The organism is Pseudarthrobacter defluvii (genome assembly GCF_030816725.1).
Taxonomy (GTDB): domain Bacteria; phylum Actinomycetota; class Actinomycetes; order Actinomycetales; family Micrococcaceae; genus Arthrobacter; species Arthrobacter defluvii_A.
This window is the reverse complement of the sequence record NZ_JAUSYG010000001.1, coordinates 1,493,442-1,508,818: the sequence shown is the minus strand read 5'-3', so window position 1 is coordinate 1,508,818 and position 15,377 is coordinate 1,493,442. Positions and strand designations below refer to the sequence as shown.

The 15,377-nt window shown below is 63.7% G+C and carries 16 protein-coding genes; 2 read left to right on the top strand and 14 right to left on the bottom strand.

Features of this window, described 5'->3' with window-relative positions:
- The first annotated feature begins 255 nt into the window (after window positions 1–255).
- Complete coding sequence (locus QF031_RS07035; RefSeq protein ID WP_003804766.1) at window positions 256–459, top strand: cold-shock protein; 204 nt, start codon at window positions 256–258, stop codon at window positions 457–459.
- A gap of 154 nt (window positions 460–613) precedes the next feature.
- Here the strand turns inward: QF031_RS07035 and QF031_RS07030 are convergent, their stop codons facing one another.
- The 14 genes from QF031_RS07030 to QF031_RS06965 form a co-directional block, all read right to left on the bottom strand.
- Window positions 614–3,175, bottom strand: a complete 2,562-nt coding sequence (locus QF031_RS07030) for a bifunctional lysylphosphatidylglycerol flippase/synthetase MprF (RefSeq protein ID WP_307433199.1) — start codon at window positions 3,173–3,175, stop codon at window positions 614–616.
- 32 nt (window positions 3,176–3,207) lie between these two features.
- Window positions 3,208–4,536 (bottom strand): alpha/beta hydrolase, encoded by a 1,329-nt coding sequence (locus QF031_RS07025; RefSeq protein ID WP_307425901.1) that lies wholly within the window; start codon window positions 4,534–4,536, stop codon window positions 3,208–3,210.
- A 5-nt stretch (window positions 4,537–4,541) separates the two neighbouring features.
- Window positions 4,542–4,973, bottom strand: a complete 432-nt coding sequence (locus QF031_RS07020; protein WP_307425898.1) for a DUF2550 domain-containing protein — start codon at window positions 4,971–4,973, stop codon at window positions 4,542–4,544.
- Window positions 4,974–4,983: 10 nt separating this feature from the next.
- A complete protein-coding gene (locus tag QF031_RS07015; protein WP_018760117.1) occupies window positions 4,984–5,268 on the bottom strand; it encodes a F0F1 ATP synthase subunit epsilon in 285 nt (94 codons plus the stop codon).
- 1 nt (window position 5,269) lies between these two features.
- Window positions 5,270–6,724: a F0F1 ATP synthase subunit beta gene (atpD, locus tag QF031_RS07010; protein ID WP_307425895.1), complete on the bottom strand. Its 1,455-nt coding sequence runs from the start codon at window positions 6,722–6,724 to the stop codon at window positions 5,270–5,272.
- An 82-nt stretch (window positions 6,725–6,806) separates the two neighbouring features.
- Window positions 6,807–7,697 carry a F0F1 ATP synthase subunit gamma gene (locus QF031_RS07005; protein WP_307425892.1) on the bottom strand — a complete coding sequence of 297 codons (891 nt, stop codon included), beginning with the start codon at window positions 7,695–7,697 and terminating at the stop codon, window positions 6,807–6,809.
- 72 nt (window positions 7,698–7,769) lie between these two features.
- Window positions 7,770–9,407, bottom strand: a complete 1,638-nt coding sequence (atpA, locus tag QF031_RS07000; protein ID WP_307425889.1) for a F0F1 ATP synthase subunit alpha — start codon at window positions 9,405–9,407, stop codon at window positions 7,770–7,772.
- A 78-nt stretch (window positions 9,408–9,485) separates the two neighbouring features.
- Window positions 9,486–10,313, bottom strand: a complete 828-nt coding sequence (locus tag QF031_RS06995) for a F0F1 ATP synthase subunit delta (protein ID WP_307425886.1) — start codon at window positions 10,311–10,313, stop codon at window positions 9,486–9,488.
- Window positions 10,313–10,864, bottom strand: coding sequence for a F0F1 ATP synthase subunit B (locus tag QF031_RS06990; RefSeq protein WP_214943794.1), 552 nt, complete (start codon window positions 10,862–10,864; stop codon window positions 10,313–10,315). The genes QF031_RS06995 and QF031_RS06990 overlap by 1 nt, the downstream gene beginning before the upstream one ends.
- A gap of 54 nt (window positions 10,865–10,918) precedes the next feature.
- Window positions 10,919–11,137, bottom strand: a complete 219-nt coding sequence (atpE, locus tag QF031_RS06985; RefSeq protein WP_003804776.1) for an ATP synthase F0 subunit C — start codon at window positions 11,135–11,137, stop codon at window positions 10,919–10,921.
- 104 nt (window positions 11,138–11,241) lie between these two features.
- Entirely contained in the window at window positions 11,242–12,042 is an 801-nt protein-coding gene (gene atpB / locus QF031_RS06980; RefSeq protein ID WP_307425880.1) for a F0F1 ATP synthase subunit A, read from the bottom strand.
- Window positions 12,043–12,123: 81 nt separating this feature from the next.
- Complete coding sequence (locus tag QF031_RS06975) at window positions 12,124–12,462, bottom strand: AtpZ/AtpI family protein (protein WP_307425876.1); 339 nt, start codon at window positions 12,460–12,462, stop codon at window positions 12,124–12,126.
- Complete coding sequence (locus tag QF031_RS06970) at window positions 12,455–12,937, bottom strand: hypothetical protein (protein ID WP_307425873.1); 483 nt, start codon at window positions 12,935–12,937, stop codon at window positions 12,455–12,457. The genes QF031_RS06975 and QF031_RS06970 overlap by 8 nt, the downstream gene beginning before the upstream one ends.
- Before the next feature lie 111 nt (window positions 12,938–13,048).
- Window positions 13,049–14,161 carry an MraY family glycosyltransferase gene (locus QF031_RS06965; RefSeq protein ID WP_307425871.1) on the bottom strand — a complete coding sequence of 371 codons (1,113 nt, stop codon included), beginning with the start codon at window positions 14,159–14,161 and terminating at the stop codon, window positions 13,049–13,051.
- Between the two features lie 285 nt (window positions 14,162–14,446).
- On the opposite strand from QF031_RS06965, the gene QF031_RS06960 reads away from it, so the two are divergent.
- Complete coding sequence (locus QF031_RS06960) at window positions 14,447–15,343, top strand: glycosyltransferase (RefSeq protein ID WP_307425869.1); 897 nt, start codon at window positions 14,447–14,449, stop codon at window positions 15,341–15,343.
- Window positions 15,344–15,377 lie beyond the last annotated feature (34 nt).

The following is a 15,377-nucleotide window of genomic DNA, read 5'->3' as shown; positions in this document are numbered from 1 at the left end:
TGCGTCACCTGGTTTTTACCTAATTTTTGTTCTTTTTGCTGTCCGGGCCGTTGACCTGCGGGAACTGGCATGAAATTCTTATCTCAGTCTTTGTGTAGGTGTTTTTTCATGCTCGCAAGACATGTTGCGAGCGTGAAGCTCCTGCAGCGCCGGACCCCTTACCGGGCAAGGCAATCCAGGATTCTTCTCGCGGAGTGACCAAGGGCGGCACGAGGTGTGCCGGTCTTAAAAAGTTCCACAAATGAGGAGAAATAAATGGCACAGGGAACCGTCAAGTGGTTCAACGCTGAAAAGGGCTTCGGCTTCATCACCCCGGACGACTCCGATGGCGATGTCTTCGTTCACTACTCCGAAATCCAGACCGGCGGTTTCAAGACCCTCGACGAGAACCAGCGCGTTCAGTTCGAAATCGGCCAGGGCGCCAAGGGCCCCCAGGCTACCGGCGTAACTGTCGTCTAAGTCAAAACCGCCCGGCTGCTTTTGGCAGCTGTCAGCGACAAATGGTCCCCGGCAATTTTGCCGGGGACCATTTGTTTTGGTCTGATTTCAGCAACGGAAATACCCTTTACTGTGCCGCGCTCCAGTTTGGGGTACGCGGCTGCTGTGGACCGGCTCAGGTCACCAATTTGCGGACCAGCCGCGCACCCTGGGCCAGGGATAGGCCGGGGAGGTAGGCGCGGGTGAGCGCCCGGCCGATAGCGGGCAGGTGCAGCGGGTCCTGGTAGTACAGGTAAAGCGCCCTGTACTCCGGCTTGAACCGGGACTTGAAGGCCGCCAGGGAGCGGAACCCGTAGACCGGCTCGAGCGCGTGGCCCACCAGGTCCAGGATCCTGACCAGGTTCTGCGCGCCCTCGTCCGCGGCCGCGGCCTCCTCTGGGCTTTCGTCCCCGGTTCCCGCATCCTCCGGAGCCGCTCCCCCCTCCGGCCCGACGTCGGGACGGCTTGCCAGCGGTGAGCCGGACAGGGAGATCACATCCACGGAATCACGCAGCTCCAGGACGGCGGAGGCGATCAGGAATTCCATCACCCCCGGGAAGCCTTCGCTGCCCCGGCGCATGACGTCCAGTGTCCGGCTGACCAGCCGCCCGCCGTCGTACACCGGCAGCCAGCTGGTCACGCCATGGACCACGCCGTTTCCGTCCACCGCCAGGCAGCAGAGGACTTCGTCGTCATCGAGCTCGTCCACACCGCCGAGCGTAAAGCCCATCTCAGGAACAGATTTGCCGGCAGCCCACTCCTCGGACACTTCATTCAGCCGCAACCGCAGCGCCGGCGGCAGCGAGTGGTAGGAACCCCAGACCGCATGGACCCCCAGCTTGGCGGCGCGGTTCAGGGCAGTCCGGACGTTTTGCCATTCCTTGCCCTTGAACTCAAGCTCATCCAGTGCCAGCCGGGTCTCCTGGGCCACGGCCACCCGGGAAAAGCCGCGCTCCCTCAGTACCGGCCACATGGTGTCGTCGCAGGAGTACAGCGCAGGTACCAGGGCCTGGCTGCGGCAATAGTCCAGGAACCCTTCCGTGACCCGCTGTTCGGCCCTGCGGTCGCCGATCGCTCCACCCAGGGTCAGCGCCACCGTCCCGTGCTGCTGAAAGGCCATGGCGCCGGCACCATCGGGGCTGAACCAGTACGTGTTGGGCTCCCAGAGCGCCATCCATGACAGCGGCCCCCCGCCCTGGTGCAGCAGGTACCGGGCACGGTCCCGGTCCTGCCGTCCGAAGTTGAGGCCGTGATGCCGGCCCACCAGGACCCACCACACGGCCACCAGTGCTACGAGCCAGAACACCGGACCCGAGTACGCGAACAACAGGGCTTCGGCGCTGTCCTGTTCCGGGAAGACCCGGCGGAAATGCTGCGGGATCGGCACCGGAACATACTGGCGGGCCAACTCGGCGAAAAGGCCCAGCAGACCGCCGTCGCGGGCCAGTCCGCCGGACCAGAACCAGGCCACGGTATAGGAGCTGGCCAGGGCAAGCCACGTTCCGCAGACCACGGCAGCGAGGGCGCGCCGGGCGCCGGGACGGGTTTGCACCCGGAACTGCCGCCGGTTCAGCCACAGGATTACCGCCAGCAGCAGCGGGACAACCACCAGGGGAAGCACATGAGCAAAGGCCGAGGACAGTGGCGTGGCATGCGTGCCCTGGAGGCGGGACGGGACAAGGGCGAACAGGGCAAGGTAGACCGCGGCCAGGGCAGTCACAGCCAACTGGATGGCCAGGGCGATGTTGAGGGCCAGCCGGCGGCCGCGGCGCATGCCGTCCGCGCAGATCAGCAGCAGGATGACCGGCACCACGGCCAGAGCCAGGCCGAACGGCCCGGCGAATCCTGCCCTGCCCGTTTCCAGGCAGGACGCATCGACCGTGGCACCGCAGTTGAACACCAGCTGGCTGAGGGTGGGCATCGGGCTGAGCACGACGTCGCGCAGCAGGGCCAGCGGGCCGGTCGGGGCCCGCGTAATGCCGGTCAGGATGGGACCCACGGCAAAGACTGCAACGGTGAGCGCCAGCAGGTTCCTGGTCTCGCGGCCCGTGGACCGGTGGCGATGGAGGCGCCCCTGGTCCCCCTGGATCCACCACCCTGCCAGGAGGCCAAGGAGCGCCCCGATGAGGCCGATGACAGTCTCTGCATGCCCTACGTAAAGAACCAGCAGGAGCGAGATCGTCAGCACCACGGTGCGGAGCCGGCGCTGCCAGAGCAGGGTGATACGGGCGCTGGCGGCCAGGCCTGCGGTCAACACCGGGGCATAGGGGCCAATGAGGTTGTCATCCATCATGGCGTCCAGCCAGCCGTCGCCCACGTAGCCTGCCAGCTGGGTCACCAGGAGGAACACGGTAACGGCCGCGAACTGGCCGCCGAAGAAAAGGCCGACGGCGGCACGCCGTCCCAGCCGGCGCTCGGCCAGTCCCAGCAGCATGACCATCATCAGCGACGCCGCGAGGTAGGCCAGCGGGTTCGTGGCGAAGAAGAGGCTGGTAAACATTGACCACCACTTCCCGTCCCGCAGGCCGGGACCGCTGACGGAGGCAAGGCCCAGGAGCCGCTCCGGCGGCCCGTCCAGGAAGCTTCCGGTCAGGGCGGCGGCGGCCAGGAAGACAACCACCACCCCCAGGGTGAAGGGCATGGACTTCAGGGTGTGCAGGGCTTGCTGGACTGCGGGGCGTCCGACGGCGGTCCACATCAGGGCGGCCGTGCGGTTCGGGTTTTTGGTGGTTACCACTTCAGCCCCCACTGGCTCCCGAGGAACTGGAGCGCATCGGAAAAGCGCTTGGACGAGGTATCCCAGGAGTGGCCGGTGTGTTCCACCACGTGTGCCTGCACGGTGAAGCCGGCGTTCTCTGCTGCGGCAGCAAGCGTGCGGAGGTTGGCCACGAACTCCGGATCGTTCTGGCCGGCGGTGAGGTACATGCCGTGGGAGTCGAACCGTTGGTTTTTCATGATCTCCAGGGGGGTCTGCCTGGTGAATTCCTCAGGGTTTCCAGGGAACGACGCGTCGATGGTTTTCTGCCGTTCCTTGGCTATGGCCGGTTCCGCCTCGCTGGAGAATGCCAGGACGTCTGCATAGATATCCGGATGCCTCGTCCCCATTTGGACCGCGCAGGTGCCGCCGAAGGAGAAGCCCCCGATGGCCCAGTGGCTGTGGTTGGCGTCCACCGCGAGGCTGGCACTGATCCACTGCGGCACATCCTGGGACAGGTAGGTGTCGGCTTTGGCGATGCGGCTGTCCATGCACATGGTGTTGGCCGACTGTGATCCATTGGGGTCCGGGATGACCACCACCGGGGACACTCCGCCGTGTGCAGCGGCAAATGAATCCATATGGCCGCGGATCGCGCCGCCGGTGAGCCAGTCGGCAGGACCGCCGGGCTGGCCCGCCACCAGGACGAGCACCGGCAGGGCGGGCCGGTTGGCTGCAAAGTAGGCCGGGGGAAGGTAGATGTAGGCTTCGCGGGTGTTCATCCCGGACGCTGGTCCGGGGATCGCTGACTTGCGCAGCTCGCCTCCGGGGGGCAACTCCCCCGCCGGTTTCCAGCCCTGGAGCGGTACGCCGTCGGATTCCCCGGCGTGGCGCATGAGGTCCTGCTCAAGCGACGGTATCCGGGCCATGGCCGTGCCCAGCAGGTCGCTGATGGTCCGGTTGAGGCCAAAGTAGGCGTTGATCTGGATGGCGGACAGCAGCACCACCAGCAGCGCGGCGAGGATCCCTCCCCCGCGCCCGCCCCAACTGGTCCTGGGCATCCGGAGCAGGCCCAGGAGTATGGCTGCCACTCCAGGCACCAGCCACAGCAGTACGGGGTCCGGCAGGTCCTCGGGAAAGACGGTGAAAATGTTGATAAGCGCCCAGTGGACTGTGCCCACCAGAGCAAAGGCGGCTGCAGCGGCTGCGAGGATACGGACTGCCCATGCCCGGGCCCGGTGGACCGGAACTGTGGCGGCGCGCCAAGGGGGCACCAGGAGGTAGGCTGCGCCGCCCATTCCCAGTACCAGCACGGTTCCATACAGTGGACCGTCGGTGAGCCGGATGTCTAAGAGCCAGTCCACGTTGGCTAGCGCCAGGTCCCCACGCCTATGACCGGGCCTGCTTCCAGCCAGGATGAAAGACCGGTGTAGGCGTCGAACTTCATGGCGAGGCGCAGGTCCTGCCCTTCGTAGCGGAGTTCGACGATCACCACGTCCGGCTGGACCTTCACCGCCTCAGCTTCCGTGGGCTTGCGGCGGCCCAGCAGTTCCAGCGAACTGCGTCTAAAGGTGTACTTGGGGCGGACACTCAAGGAGATGAGCCTGAACCATTCAAGGTCGTTGTCCTGATAACGACAAACCCCCATCTGCCAGCTGTTTCCAGCTACGCAAATGGAGGCGTCCACCGTGCCGAGGGCGCGCCGCAGGTTGAAGCGGCGCACCCCCGAAAGGCACAGTGCAAGAATCAGCAATCCGAAAGCGATTGCCAGTGCGATGAACGAAATACCCGGTGCGTCCATCAAGGTCGTGCTAGCGGATCCCAGCGGTAGCCGAGCCGCCCAACTGGGCGTTGTCAGCAACGATCACCACGCGGTTGTTGTCGACGGAGAAGAACCCGCCGTCGACGTCCACCGCGATACGGTCCCCGGACACCGGCTGGATGGCCAGTTCACCCTCGGCCAGGATCGCCAGCAGGGGCGAGTGGCCGGGCAGGATTCCGATTTCACCATCGCTGGTGCGGGCCTTGACCATCTTGGCCGCTCCGGACCACACGAAGTGGTCCGCTGCGACAATCTCAACCTCAAGCTCAGCCATATTACTTGGTCTGTTCCTGGATCTTGGCCCACTGGCGCTCAACGTCATCGAGGCCACCGACGTTGAAGAACGCCTGCTCCGCGATGTGGTCGAGTTCGCCGTCGCAGATGGCCGCGAAGCCTTCGACGGTGTCCTTGATGGAAACCGTGGAGCCCTCCACGCCGGTGAACTGCTTGGCGGTGTAGGTGTTCTGCGAGAGGAACTGCTGGATGCGGCGTGCACGCGACACGACGATCTTGTCTTCCTCGGAGAGCTCATCAACGCCAAGGATGGCGATGATGTCCTGGAGTTCCTTGTTCTTCTGCAGGATCTGCTTCACACGGACGGCAGTGTTGTAGTGGTCCCTGCCGATGTACTGCGGGTCCAGGATGCGGGAGGTGGACGTCAGCGGGTCAACGGCCGGGTACAGGCCACGGGAGGCAATTTCACGGGACAGTTCCGTGGTTGCATCCAGGTGCGCGAACGTGGTGGCCGGAGCCGGGTCGGTGTAGTCATCTGCGGGAACGTAGATGGCCTGCATCGAGGTGATCGAGTGGCCCTTGGTGGAGGTGATGCGCTCCTGCAGGAGGCCCATTTCGTCTGCCAGGTTGGGCTGGTAGCCCACTGCCGAAGGCATGCGGCCGAGGAGGGTGGAGACCTCGGAGCCTGCCTGCGTGAAGCGGAAGATGTTGTCGATGAAGAGCAACACGTCCTGGTTCTGCACATCGCGGAAGTACTCCGCCATGGTCAGCGCGGACAGGGCCACGCGAAGCCGCGTTCCCGGCGGCTCGTCCATCTGGCCGAAGACAAGGGCGGTGTCCTTGAGGACGCCTGCCTCTTCCATTTCCACCCAGAGGTCGTTGCCCTCACGGGTACGCTCGCCAACACCGGCGAAGACGGAAGTACCACCGAAGTTGCGGGCAACACGGGTGATCATTTCCTGGATCAGAACGGTCTTGCCCACGCCGGCGCCGCCGAACAGGCCGATCTTTCCACCCTTGATGTACGGGGTGAGGAGGTCGATGACCTTGATGCCGGTCTCGAGCATCTCGGTGGAGCCCTCGAGCGAGGCGAAGCTGGGGGCCTTGCGGTGGATCGGCCAGCGTTCGCTGATTTCCAGCTCGGACTCGGTCACGTCCAGGGGCTGGCCCAGGACGTTGAAGATGTGGCCCTTGACGCCGTCGCCAACGGGAACGGAGATCGGGGTACCGGTGTCGATGACGCCGGTGCCGCGGACCAGGCCGTCAGTTGCCTGCAGCGAGATGGCACGGATGAGGTTGTCGCCGAGGTGCAGCGCAACTTCGAAGGTGATGGTCTTGGTCTCACCGTTGAGAGTGATCTCGGTGGTAAGGGCGTTATAGATCGACGGGATTGCGTCAGCCGGGAATTCGACGTCGACAACCGGGCCGATTACGCGCGCAATACGGCCGGTTGCACCGGACGTTGCGGCTACGTGTTCGGTAGCAGTGGCAGTCATCTCTCTCACTTCATTCAGTAGATGGCGTGGGGTTAAGTCTATCTGTGGTGGTGCTGGTTCCGCGGAACCGAGGGGCCGGAGGCTACGACGCGAGGGCGTCGGCACCTGCAACAATCTCGGAGAGCTCCTGCGTAATTTCGGCCTGGCGGGCCGTGTTGCGCAGGCGCGTGTACTTCTTGATCAGGTCGGTTGCGTTGTCGCCTGCGGACTTCATCGCCCGCTGGCGGGCGGCAAGCTCGGACGCCGCCGCCTGCAGCATGGCTGCGAAGATACGGGATTCGATGTAGCGCGGCAGCAGGGCGTCAAGGACGCGCTCCGTTTCCGGCTCGAACTCGTACAGCGGCAGCAGGTCCGATTCGGACGCCGCCTGCTCTTCCACTACTTCAAGCGGGAGCAGGCGGATGACCGTCGGTTCCTGGGTGACCATGGACTTGAAGCGGGTGTAGACAACGTGGATTTCATCCACGCCGCCCTCTTCGAAGTCGGTTGCGAACTCTGCCAGCAGCGCTTCGCCGATTTCACGGGCGGTCGCGAACTCCGGAGCATCGGTTCCGCCGGTCCAGACCCGCGCGTACTCGCGGTTCCTGAATTCGAAGTAGGCCTGGGCCTTCCGGCCCACGAGGTAGGTCTTGACTTCCTTGCCTTCAGCGTGGAGCAGCTCGAAGAGACCTTCCGCCTGCTTAAGCACACCGGCGGAGTATGAACCTGCCAGGCCGCGGTCCGAGGTAATTACCAGGACGGCGGCACGGCGGATCTGTTCCGGCTCAGTGGTCAGCGGGTGGTCGATTTCGCTTTGGCTGGCGACAGCAGAAACGGCGCGCGTGATCGCGTTCGCGTAAGGCAGTGAAGCTGCTACGCGCGCACGGGCCTTCCCGATGCGCGAGGTAGCGATCAGTTCCATCGCCTTGAAGATCTTGCGCATCGACGTGGTCGAGCTGATCTTCTGGCGGTAGACCCGGATCTGGGCTCCCATACTTATCCTTTCCTAACATTCCGTAGCCGGGTGTGCCGGACCCTTAGGCCCGGCACACCCGGCGAAGCGGAACTAGCGCTTCTGCTTGACGATCTTTTCCTGGTCGACTTCGCCCTCGGAGATAGCGTCATGCTCCTCGTGGCCGGCGCCTACCAGGTGGTTGTCACCCTCGCCGAAGAAGCCCTTCTTGAAGTCCACGATCGAGGACTTCAAGGCGGCAACGGTGTCATCATCCAGCACGTTGGTCTGGGCCAGCGTGGTCAGGATCGAGGACTTGTGGCGCAGGTGCTCCAGGAACTCGGCCTCGAAGCGGCTGATGTCCTCCACGGGAACGTCATCCAGGTAACCGTTGGTGCCGGCCCAGATGGAGACGACCTGGTCTTCGACCGGGAACGGCGAGTACTGGCCCTGCTTGAGCAGTTCCATCAGGCGGGCACCACGCGTCAGCTGCTGGCGGGACGCAGCATCCAGGTCGGACGCGAACATCGCGAACGCCTGCATGTCGCGGTACTGGGCCAGGTCCAGCTTCAAGGTACCGGAGACCTTCTTCATGGACTTCACCTGGGCTGCACCGCCAACACGGGACACCGAGACACCCACGTCAACAGCGGGACGCTGGTTGGCGTTGAAGAGGTCGGACTGGAGGAAGATCTGGCCGTCGGTGATGGAGATGACGTTGGTCGGGATGTAGGCGGACACGTCGTTCGCCTTGGTCTCGATCAACGGCAGGCCCGTCATGGAACCGGCACCGAGTTCGTCGGAGAGCTTGGCGCAACGCTCCAGCAGGCGGGAGTGCAGGTAGAAGACGTCGCCCGGGTACGCTTCACGTCCCGGCGGGCGGCGAAGCAGCAGCGACACGGCGCGGTATGCCTCGGCCTGCTTGGACAGGTCATCGAACACGATCAGGACGTGCTTGCCGCCGTACATCCAGTGCTGGCCAATGGCCGATCCTGCGTACGGTGCAAGGTACTTGAAGCCAGCGGGGTCGGACGCGGGAGAGGCCACGATGGTGGTGTACTCCAGCGCGCCGTTGTCCTCAAGGGTCTGGCGGATAGCGGCGATGGTGGACGCCTTCTGGCCGATGGCGACGTAGATGCAGCGGACCTGCTTGGTCACATCGCCCGAAGCCCAGTTGGCCTTCTGGTTGATGATGGTGTCGATCGCGATGGCGGACTTGCCGGTCTGGCGGTCGCCGATGATCAGCTGGCGCTGGCCGCGGCCAATCGGGATCATCGCGTCGATGGCCTTCAGGCCGGTCTGCATCGGTTCGTGGACCGACTTGCGCTGGGTCACGCCAGGCGCCTGGAGTTCCAGGGCACGGGTGGTCTCGGCCTTGATCTCGCCCAGGTCGTCCATGGGCTGGCCCAGGGGGTCAACCACGCGGCCGAGGAAGGCGTCGCCAACCGGAACGGACAGAACCTGTCCGGTGCGGTGCACTTCCTGGCCTTCTTCGATGCCTTGGAAATCACCAAGGATAATGACGCCGATCTCGCGGACGTCAAGGTTCTGGGCCAGGCCCAGCGTGCCGTCTTCGAAGCGAAGAAGCTCGTTCGCCATGACCGAGGGAAGGCCCTCAACACGGGCGATGCCGTCACCTGCGGTCGTTACGCGGCCAACCTCTACGCGCTCTGCGTTTCCGGGTTCGTAGGACGCCGCGAACTCGTTCAACGCAATACGGACGTCGTCGGCGTTGATGGTCAATTCGGCCATCTGCAGTCCCTGCTCTCCTGTTTGTGATCACCGCAAACGGTGACCGGGGTTTCTATCAGTTTTGTTGTGCTTGTCCGGCTAGCCGGCCAGCTGGCGTTGCAGTTCGCCCAGCCGGGTGAGGACGGAAGCGTCGAGCACTTCGTCACCCACCTGGACGCGGATTCCGCCAATGAGCGACGGGTCAACGTTGACGTTGACCTTCAGTTCCCGCCCGTACAGGGCATTCAGTCCCGCCTGGAGGCGTGACTGCTGCGTCTGCGACAAGGGGCGGGTTACGCTGACCGTTGCAATCCAGCGCTGCTGCCGCTTGGCCGCCAATTCGGCGAACCGTTCCACAAGCCGGGTGGGCTTGATTCCGCGTGGCTGGCTGACTGCCTGCGTAATGAGGACTCTGGCTTCCTCACTGACGCCCGGCACCAGCTTCCCGGCAAGGGCAGACTTGGCTGCTGAGCTTGCCTGCGGTTCGGACAGAGCACGTTGTACCTCATGGTTGGAGGCAACAGCCTGGTTGAAGGAAAACAAATCGTTTTCCAGCTCTTCCAGGCCAGTGATTCCGGAGGCAGAAACGGCCGACTTGTTTTCAGCAACGGAAATGACCACCGTTGCGGCAAGAGTCTCGAGTGCATCGCCGATGTCCCGCGCCGATGCCCAGCGTGTGCTGGCCAGCCCGCCCGCGATCTCAGCAGCATCAGCGGAGACTTTTCCGCCAACCAGCTGCCTTACCAGCGCCGACTTTTCGTCACCGCTGCGGGAGGGGTCGGTCAGGGCCCGGCGCAAGCCAGCCGAGCTGTCCACCATTCCCAGAATTCCGAAGAGTTCCTTTGCCAGCTGCAGCGACGCCGTGGGAAGCTTTGCTTCCAAAGCGGCAAGGGCTGTTGCCAGCGATTCGCTCGATACGCCTGCCATTACTTAGCTGCACCTGCGTTCTGGGACTCCAGATCTGCCAGGAAGCGGTCCACTACCCGTGCTGCGCGTGCGTCGTCGTCGAGGGACTCGCCCACGATGCGGCCGGCAAGGGTGGTGGCCAGGGTGCCAACCTCGGAGCGCAGCGACACAACGGCCGCCTGGCGCTCGGATTCGATCTGCGCGTGGGCCTGTGCGGTGATGCGGGCAGACTCGGCTGCCGCCTTCTCCTTGAGATCCGCGAGGATCTGGGCACCTTCGGCACGGGCTTCCTCACGGATGCGGTTGGCTTCGGTGCGGGCGTCGGTCAGCTGCTGCTTGTACTCTTCGAGTGCAGCAGACGCCTCAGCCTGGGCCTTTTCAGCCTTGGCGATACCGCCTTCGATTGCCTCGGCACGCTCTGCAAAGGTCTTCTCGAACATCGGGACAACGTATTTGACCGCGATGAAGAAGAGGATGGCAAAGCCCACAAAGACAACCAGCATTTCCCAGCCATTGGGAACAAGGGGGTTGACGTCGCCTTCAGCGGCGGCTGAGATGATCAGCTGATGCATATTTCACCCGTCCTTATCTACTCGGTTCTGAATGTTCGCTGAGGTTCTAAAGGTTTACTTGAGAACGAAAGCGAAGACCAGGCCCAGGATGGCGAGTGCTTCGGTCAGCGCCAGGCCAAGGAATGCGATCGGCTGCAGGACGCGCTGGGCTTCCGGCTGGCGTGCAACGCCGTTGATGTAGGCAGCGAACACGAGACCCACACCGATACCACCGCCGATAGCCGAGAGGCCATAGCCGATGAGGTTGAGGGAGCCGTTGATGGAGCCTTCCATTTTTTTTCCTTTCAAGATGCCACTTGTGTGGCAGGTTGTTTGGGTTGCTTCATCCCCGCGAGGGGAAGACTGTGGTGTGCCGGGAGGAGCCCCCGGCGTGGTGCCTAGTGGCTGTCGGCGTGGAGCGCGCCTTCGATGTAGATCGCGGTCAGCAGCGTGAAGACGTAGGCCTGCAGGACCATGATCAGGGCTTCGAGCATGTACATGGCGATGGCACCGGCCAGGACCAGGAGCGAGGTGCCCTTCAGCAGGAGGTTCTCCTGCATGATGAGGTACTCGATGCCGGATCCGGCGATCATCACGATCAGGTGGCCGGCGAGCATGGTGGCGAACAGACGGAGGCTGTGCGTGACGGGCCGGACAACGAAGTTGGAGATGATCTCGATGGGAATGACGATCGGCAGGATGTACCACGGGACGCCCGACGGGACGGTGGCCAGCTTGAAGTAGCGCAGTCCGTTCTTTTTGACGCCGATGGCGATCCAGGTGATGTACACCAGGCCGGCCAGCACGTACGCTCCACCCACGTGCGAGAACGTGGGGAGCTGGAACACCGGAATGGCGCCGTAGATGTTGTTGACCAGGATGAAGAAGAACAGGCTGAAGAGCAGGGGGACGTACTTGATGAAGTCCCTGCCGCCAATGATGTCCTTGGCGATGCCGTTGCGGACGAAGCCGTAGGCTGCTTCGCCGGCGAACTGGAGCTTGCCGGGTACCAGCTGCTGCTTGCGTGCGGCCAGCACGAAGAAGACGGCGATAAAGACGACAGAGAGGAGGACCAGCAGCATCTGCTTGGAGAATCCTTCTGCGGCACCCCACGGCAGGATTGCCGGCAAATGCATTTCGTTAATACCAGGAGGAGTGAACTCTCCTGAATCTTGGGCCGGGAGCGCAAGCGCGATCAACGCGTTTCCTCTCTGCAGTGTCCATCATTGGGCGTTGGGCGGGGTCCGGCAGCCTGACAGCCTGCTGTTCCCCCTGTGAAATTATTTGGCATTATCTTTTCCGTCCTGGGACGGTGCGCTGGGAGCATGGCGCTCATCAGCATTTTTGCGGGAACTGGTGAGGCCGTGCATGTGGGAAAGGTAGAAACCTCCGACGGCTCCAAGCAGAGCGCCTGCGAGCACAATCCAGCGCGTTCCCCACAGATAATCCAGTCCCCACCCTATCAAACTCCAGACGATGATTCCGCCAATGATGTAGCTGAATACAGCCATTCCAGCGTTGTAGCCACCATCGGTCGGAGCGTCGGAAGCAGCAGGTGCGGAGCCATTGGATCCGCGTGTGCCGTGCGCGGCGCCGGCGGGCTTCTTCCGGTCACGCATCGGTTGCTCCCTTGTCTTCTGGATCGTTGTAGATCTGGAGGCGGGCCCGGCTGAAGCCGTGGATCTCCGCAGCCTGCCAGAGGATAACGGCAACCACCGCGCCGATGATGAACCATCGGCCGTGAAGCCATTCCGGTGCACCGATGGCGAACAGGACCACGGCAAAACCCACCACCTTGATGAAGTAGGTGGCGACGAACATGCCGATTGCCCCGGAGGGGTTGCTGCGCCCCACGAAGTGCCCCACCAACAGGCTGATGCCAAAGAACAGCATCACCAGCAGGCCGCCGAGGACACTCGATACGGCCCCGGTGGGTCCGTTAAGGAGTGCGGCGGGGATGGCACACAGCACAAGTCCCGCCGCCGCGGCAATCGAACTGCGCTTGAGCAGGTTCAGCCAGAGAGAAGGCGTGGGACCGGAGGCGCCAACTGGACCATTGCCGGAGGCAGGTCCGGACTCGGCGTTGGAGGTCATTCGATCCCAATCGTCGGCACCACGTGGCGGATCACCAGGAGGCAGGGGGTGGAGTGGCAGCTTGGGCTGCCCCTAAATTCTACACGAGATAGAAATAATTCAGAACCGGTGTTAGGCCGCCGTTTCCCCGTTGCCGCGGGACAAATACGGCCAGGCCGTGACCAGTCCCATGACCAGCGTCGCAAAGATGTCGACGGCGAGCACGATGTGCCAGGGGAAGATTGCGAACGCCAGGCCGCCGAAAGAGAGCACCGCAGTCCAGAGGTACATCAGGATCACCGCGGTGCGGTGAGAGTAGCCGATATCCAGCAGTTTGTGGTGCAGGTGGCCGCGGTCCGCGGACCAGGGGGAACGCCCGCGCGCCGTCCTGCGGACCACGGCAAGGCCCAGGTCCAGCAGCGGAAGGAAGAGGACGGCGAACGGAAGCAGGATGGGGATCACGGTGGAGATACCGTTGGCGCGGTCGTAGAGGCCCGAGCTGATCTGTCCCGTGGACACCACGCCGGCCGAAGCCATGAGCAGCCCGATCAGCATGGCGCCGGAATCACCCATGAAGATCTTGGAGGGAAACCAGTTGTGCGGCAGGAAGCCCAGGCACCCTCCCACCAGCACCGCCGTGATGAGGGTCGCCAGGTCCGAGTAGTCCAGCAGCACCGCGTTCCGGTGCACCCAGTAGGCGGTAAAGAAGAATGCCGTGCCGCCGATGATCGCCACCCCCGCGGCGAGGCCGTCCAGTCCGTCAATGAAATTGAAGGCATTCATGGTGGTCACGATCAGCCCGGCCGTCAGCACCACCCGAAGCGTTTCGTTCTGCAGGTAGATGGGCTCTGGAACCCAGGGGACGATGGTCATCTGGACCCCCCACATGGCCACCGTCAGTCCGGCCAGGCTTTGCCCAATCAGCTTGACCCACCACCGGATGTCCAGCAGGTCGTCCGCCACGCCCACCAGGACAATCACGGCCGCGCCGGCAAGGACGCCCCAGGGCGAGAAGTTGTTCCGGTAGATGTCCTTGACGAAGAACGACTGGCTGGCAATGACCAGCGCCACCATGACGCCCAGGAAGATCGCCACGCCACCCAGCCTGGAGACGGGGATGGAGTGCATGTCCCGGCTGCGGATGGGCAGGTGCAGCTCGAGCCTGTGGCCCACCACCCGGGCTCCCCACGTGGCAGCGTAGGACACCAGGGCAGCAGTCAGCCCCATGAGCAGGTACATGATCATGGGGCGGGCACCGTTTCAGGAGTGGTGTCGAAGCCGTTTTGCTGCACCGGCAGCCGGTCCTTGGTGGAAGGGCTCACTGGCCGGGAATCTGTTCTTCGATAAATGAAACTTCTCCGTCGCCGAGCGCGCAGCAGGCAGTGCGCCAGACTTACGCGCAGCGCCTTACAGGGCTGTATTACAGTGGACTCTAGTCAAAGATACTAGTGCCACCGGCACCATGGCTCCGCGCCACACGGGCGCACAACGGGTGGGGAACTCCCTGGCGGCCATGCTGAAAGGACCCCCATGACCCCCCGCATTGCGGTTGCCGCCGTGACGTTCGACCGGCCCAAGGAACTCTCCGTCCTGCTGGATTCGATCAATGCACAGAGCCGGCAGGTGGACACGATCTGCCTGGTGGACAGCGGCACCACACCGGCCGCGGAGGTGGCGGCGGCGCACCCCAACGTGGACTATGTCCGTTCCGAGGCCAACCTGGGAGGCGCCGGCGGATTTGCACTGGCTGCGCTTAAGGCGGTCGCCAGCGGTGCCCGCTGGATCTGGATGATGGACGACGACGCCGAGCCCGCCGATCCGGAATGCCTCGCCACGCTGCTTCGCGAGGCGGAGGCACGCGACCTGGAGGCGGTGGTCCCCTTGGTGACAGCGCCCGGACATCCTGACAGGCTGTCCTTTTTCTTCCGCCTCGAAGGCAAAGTCACGCACGACCGTGCGGAAGTCGAAAAACTTGGTTTCTTGCCCGATGACGGCCACTTTTTCAACGGTGCGTTGATCCGGTCCGACGTGTTCTTCAAAGTGGGCCTGCCGGACATGCGCCTGTTCATCCGCGGCGACGAGGTGGATTTCACCATCCGCCTCCGCAAGGCCGGAATCCGTTTCGGCACGGTGACCACCACCGCCATCACCCACCCGCATGCCTTTTCGGAAACGCAGCATGTCTACGGCGCCCGCTGGCACGTGATCGTCCCCGACTCCGCCTTCAAGCGCCATTACTACTACCGGAACCGTGGCTACCTCATCCGCAGGTACTTCCGGGTGCGCTCGTTCGTGGCCGACGTCGGCGGCTACCTGGGCTACTTCCTGCAGCGCCGCGACCTGCCGGGCTTTCTGGGCTGGGCGCGTTCGTTCAGCGCGGGCCTGCGGGGCAGGGGCTTTGGCCCACTGGAGGACCAGAAGTTCTAGGTCCGCGCCGGCTCTGACGCTCGTTCGGCCGCTA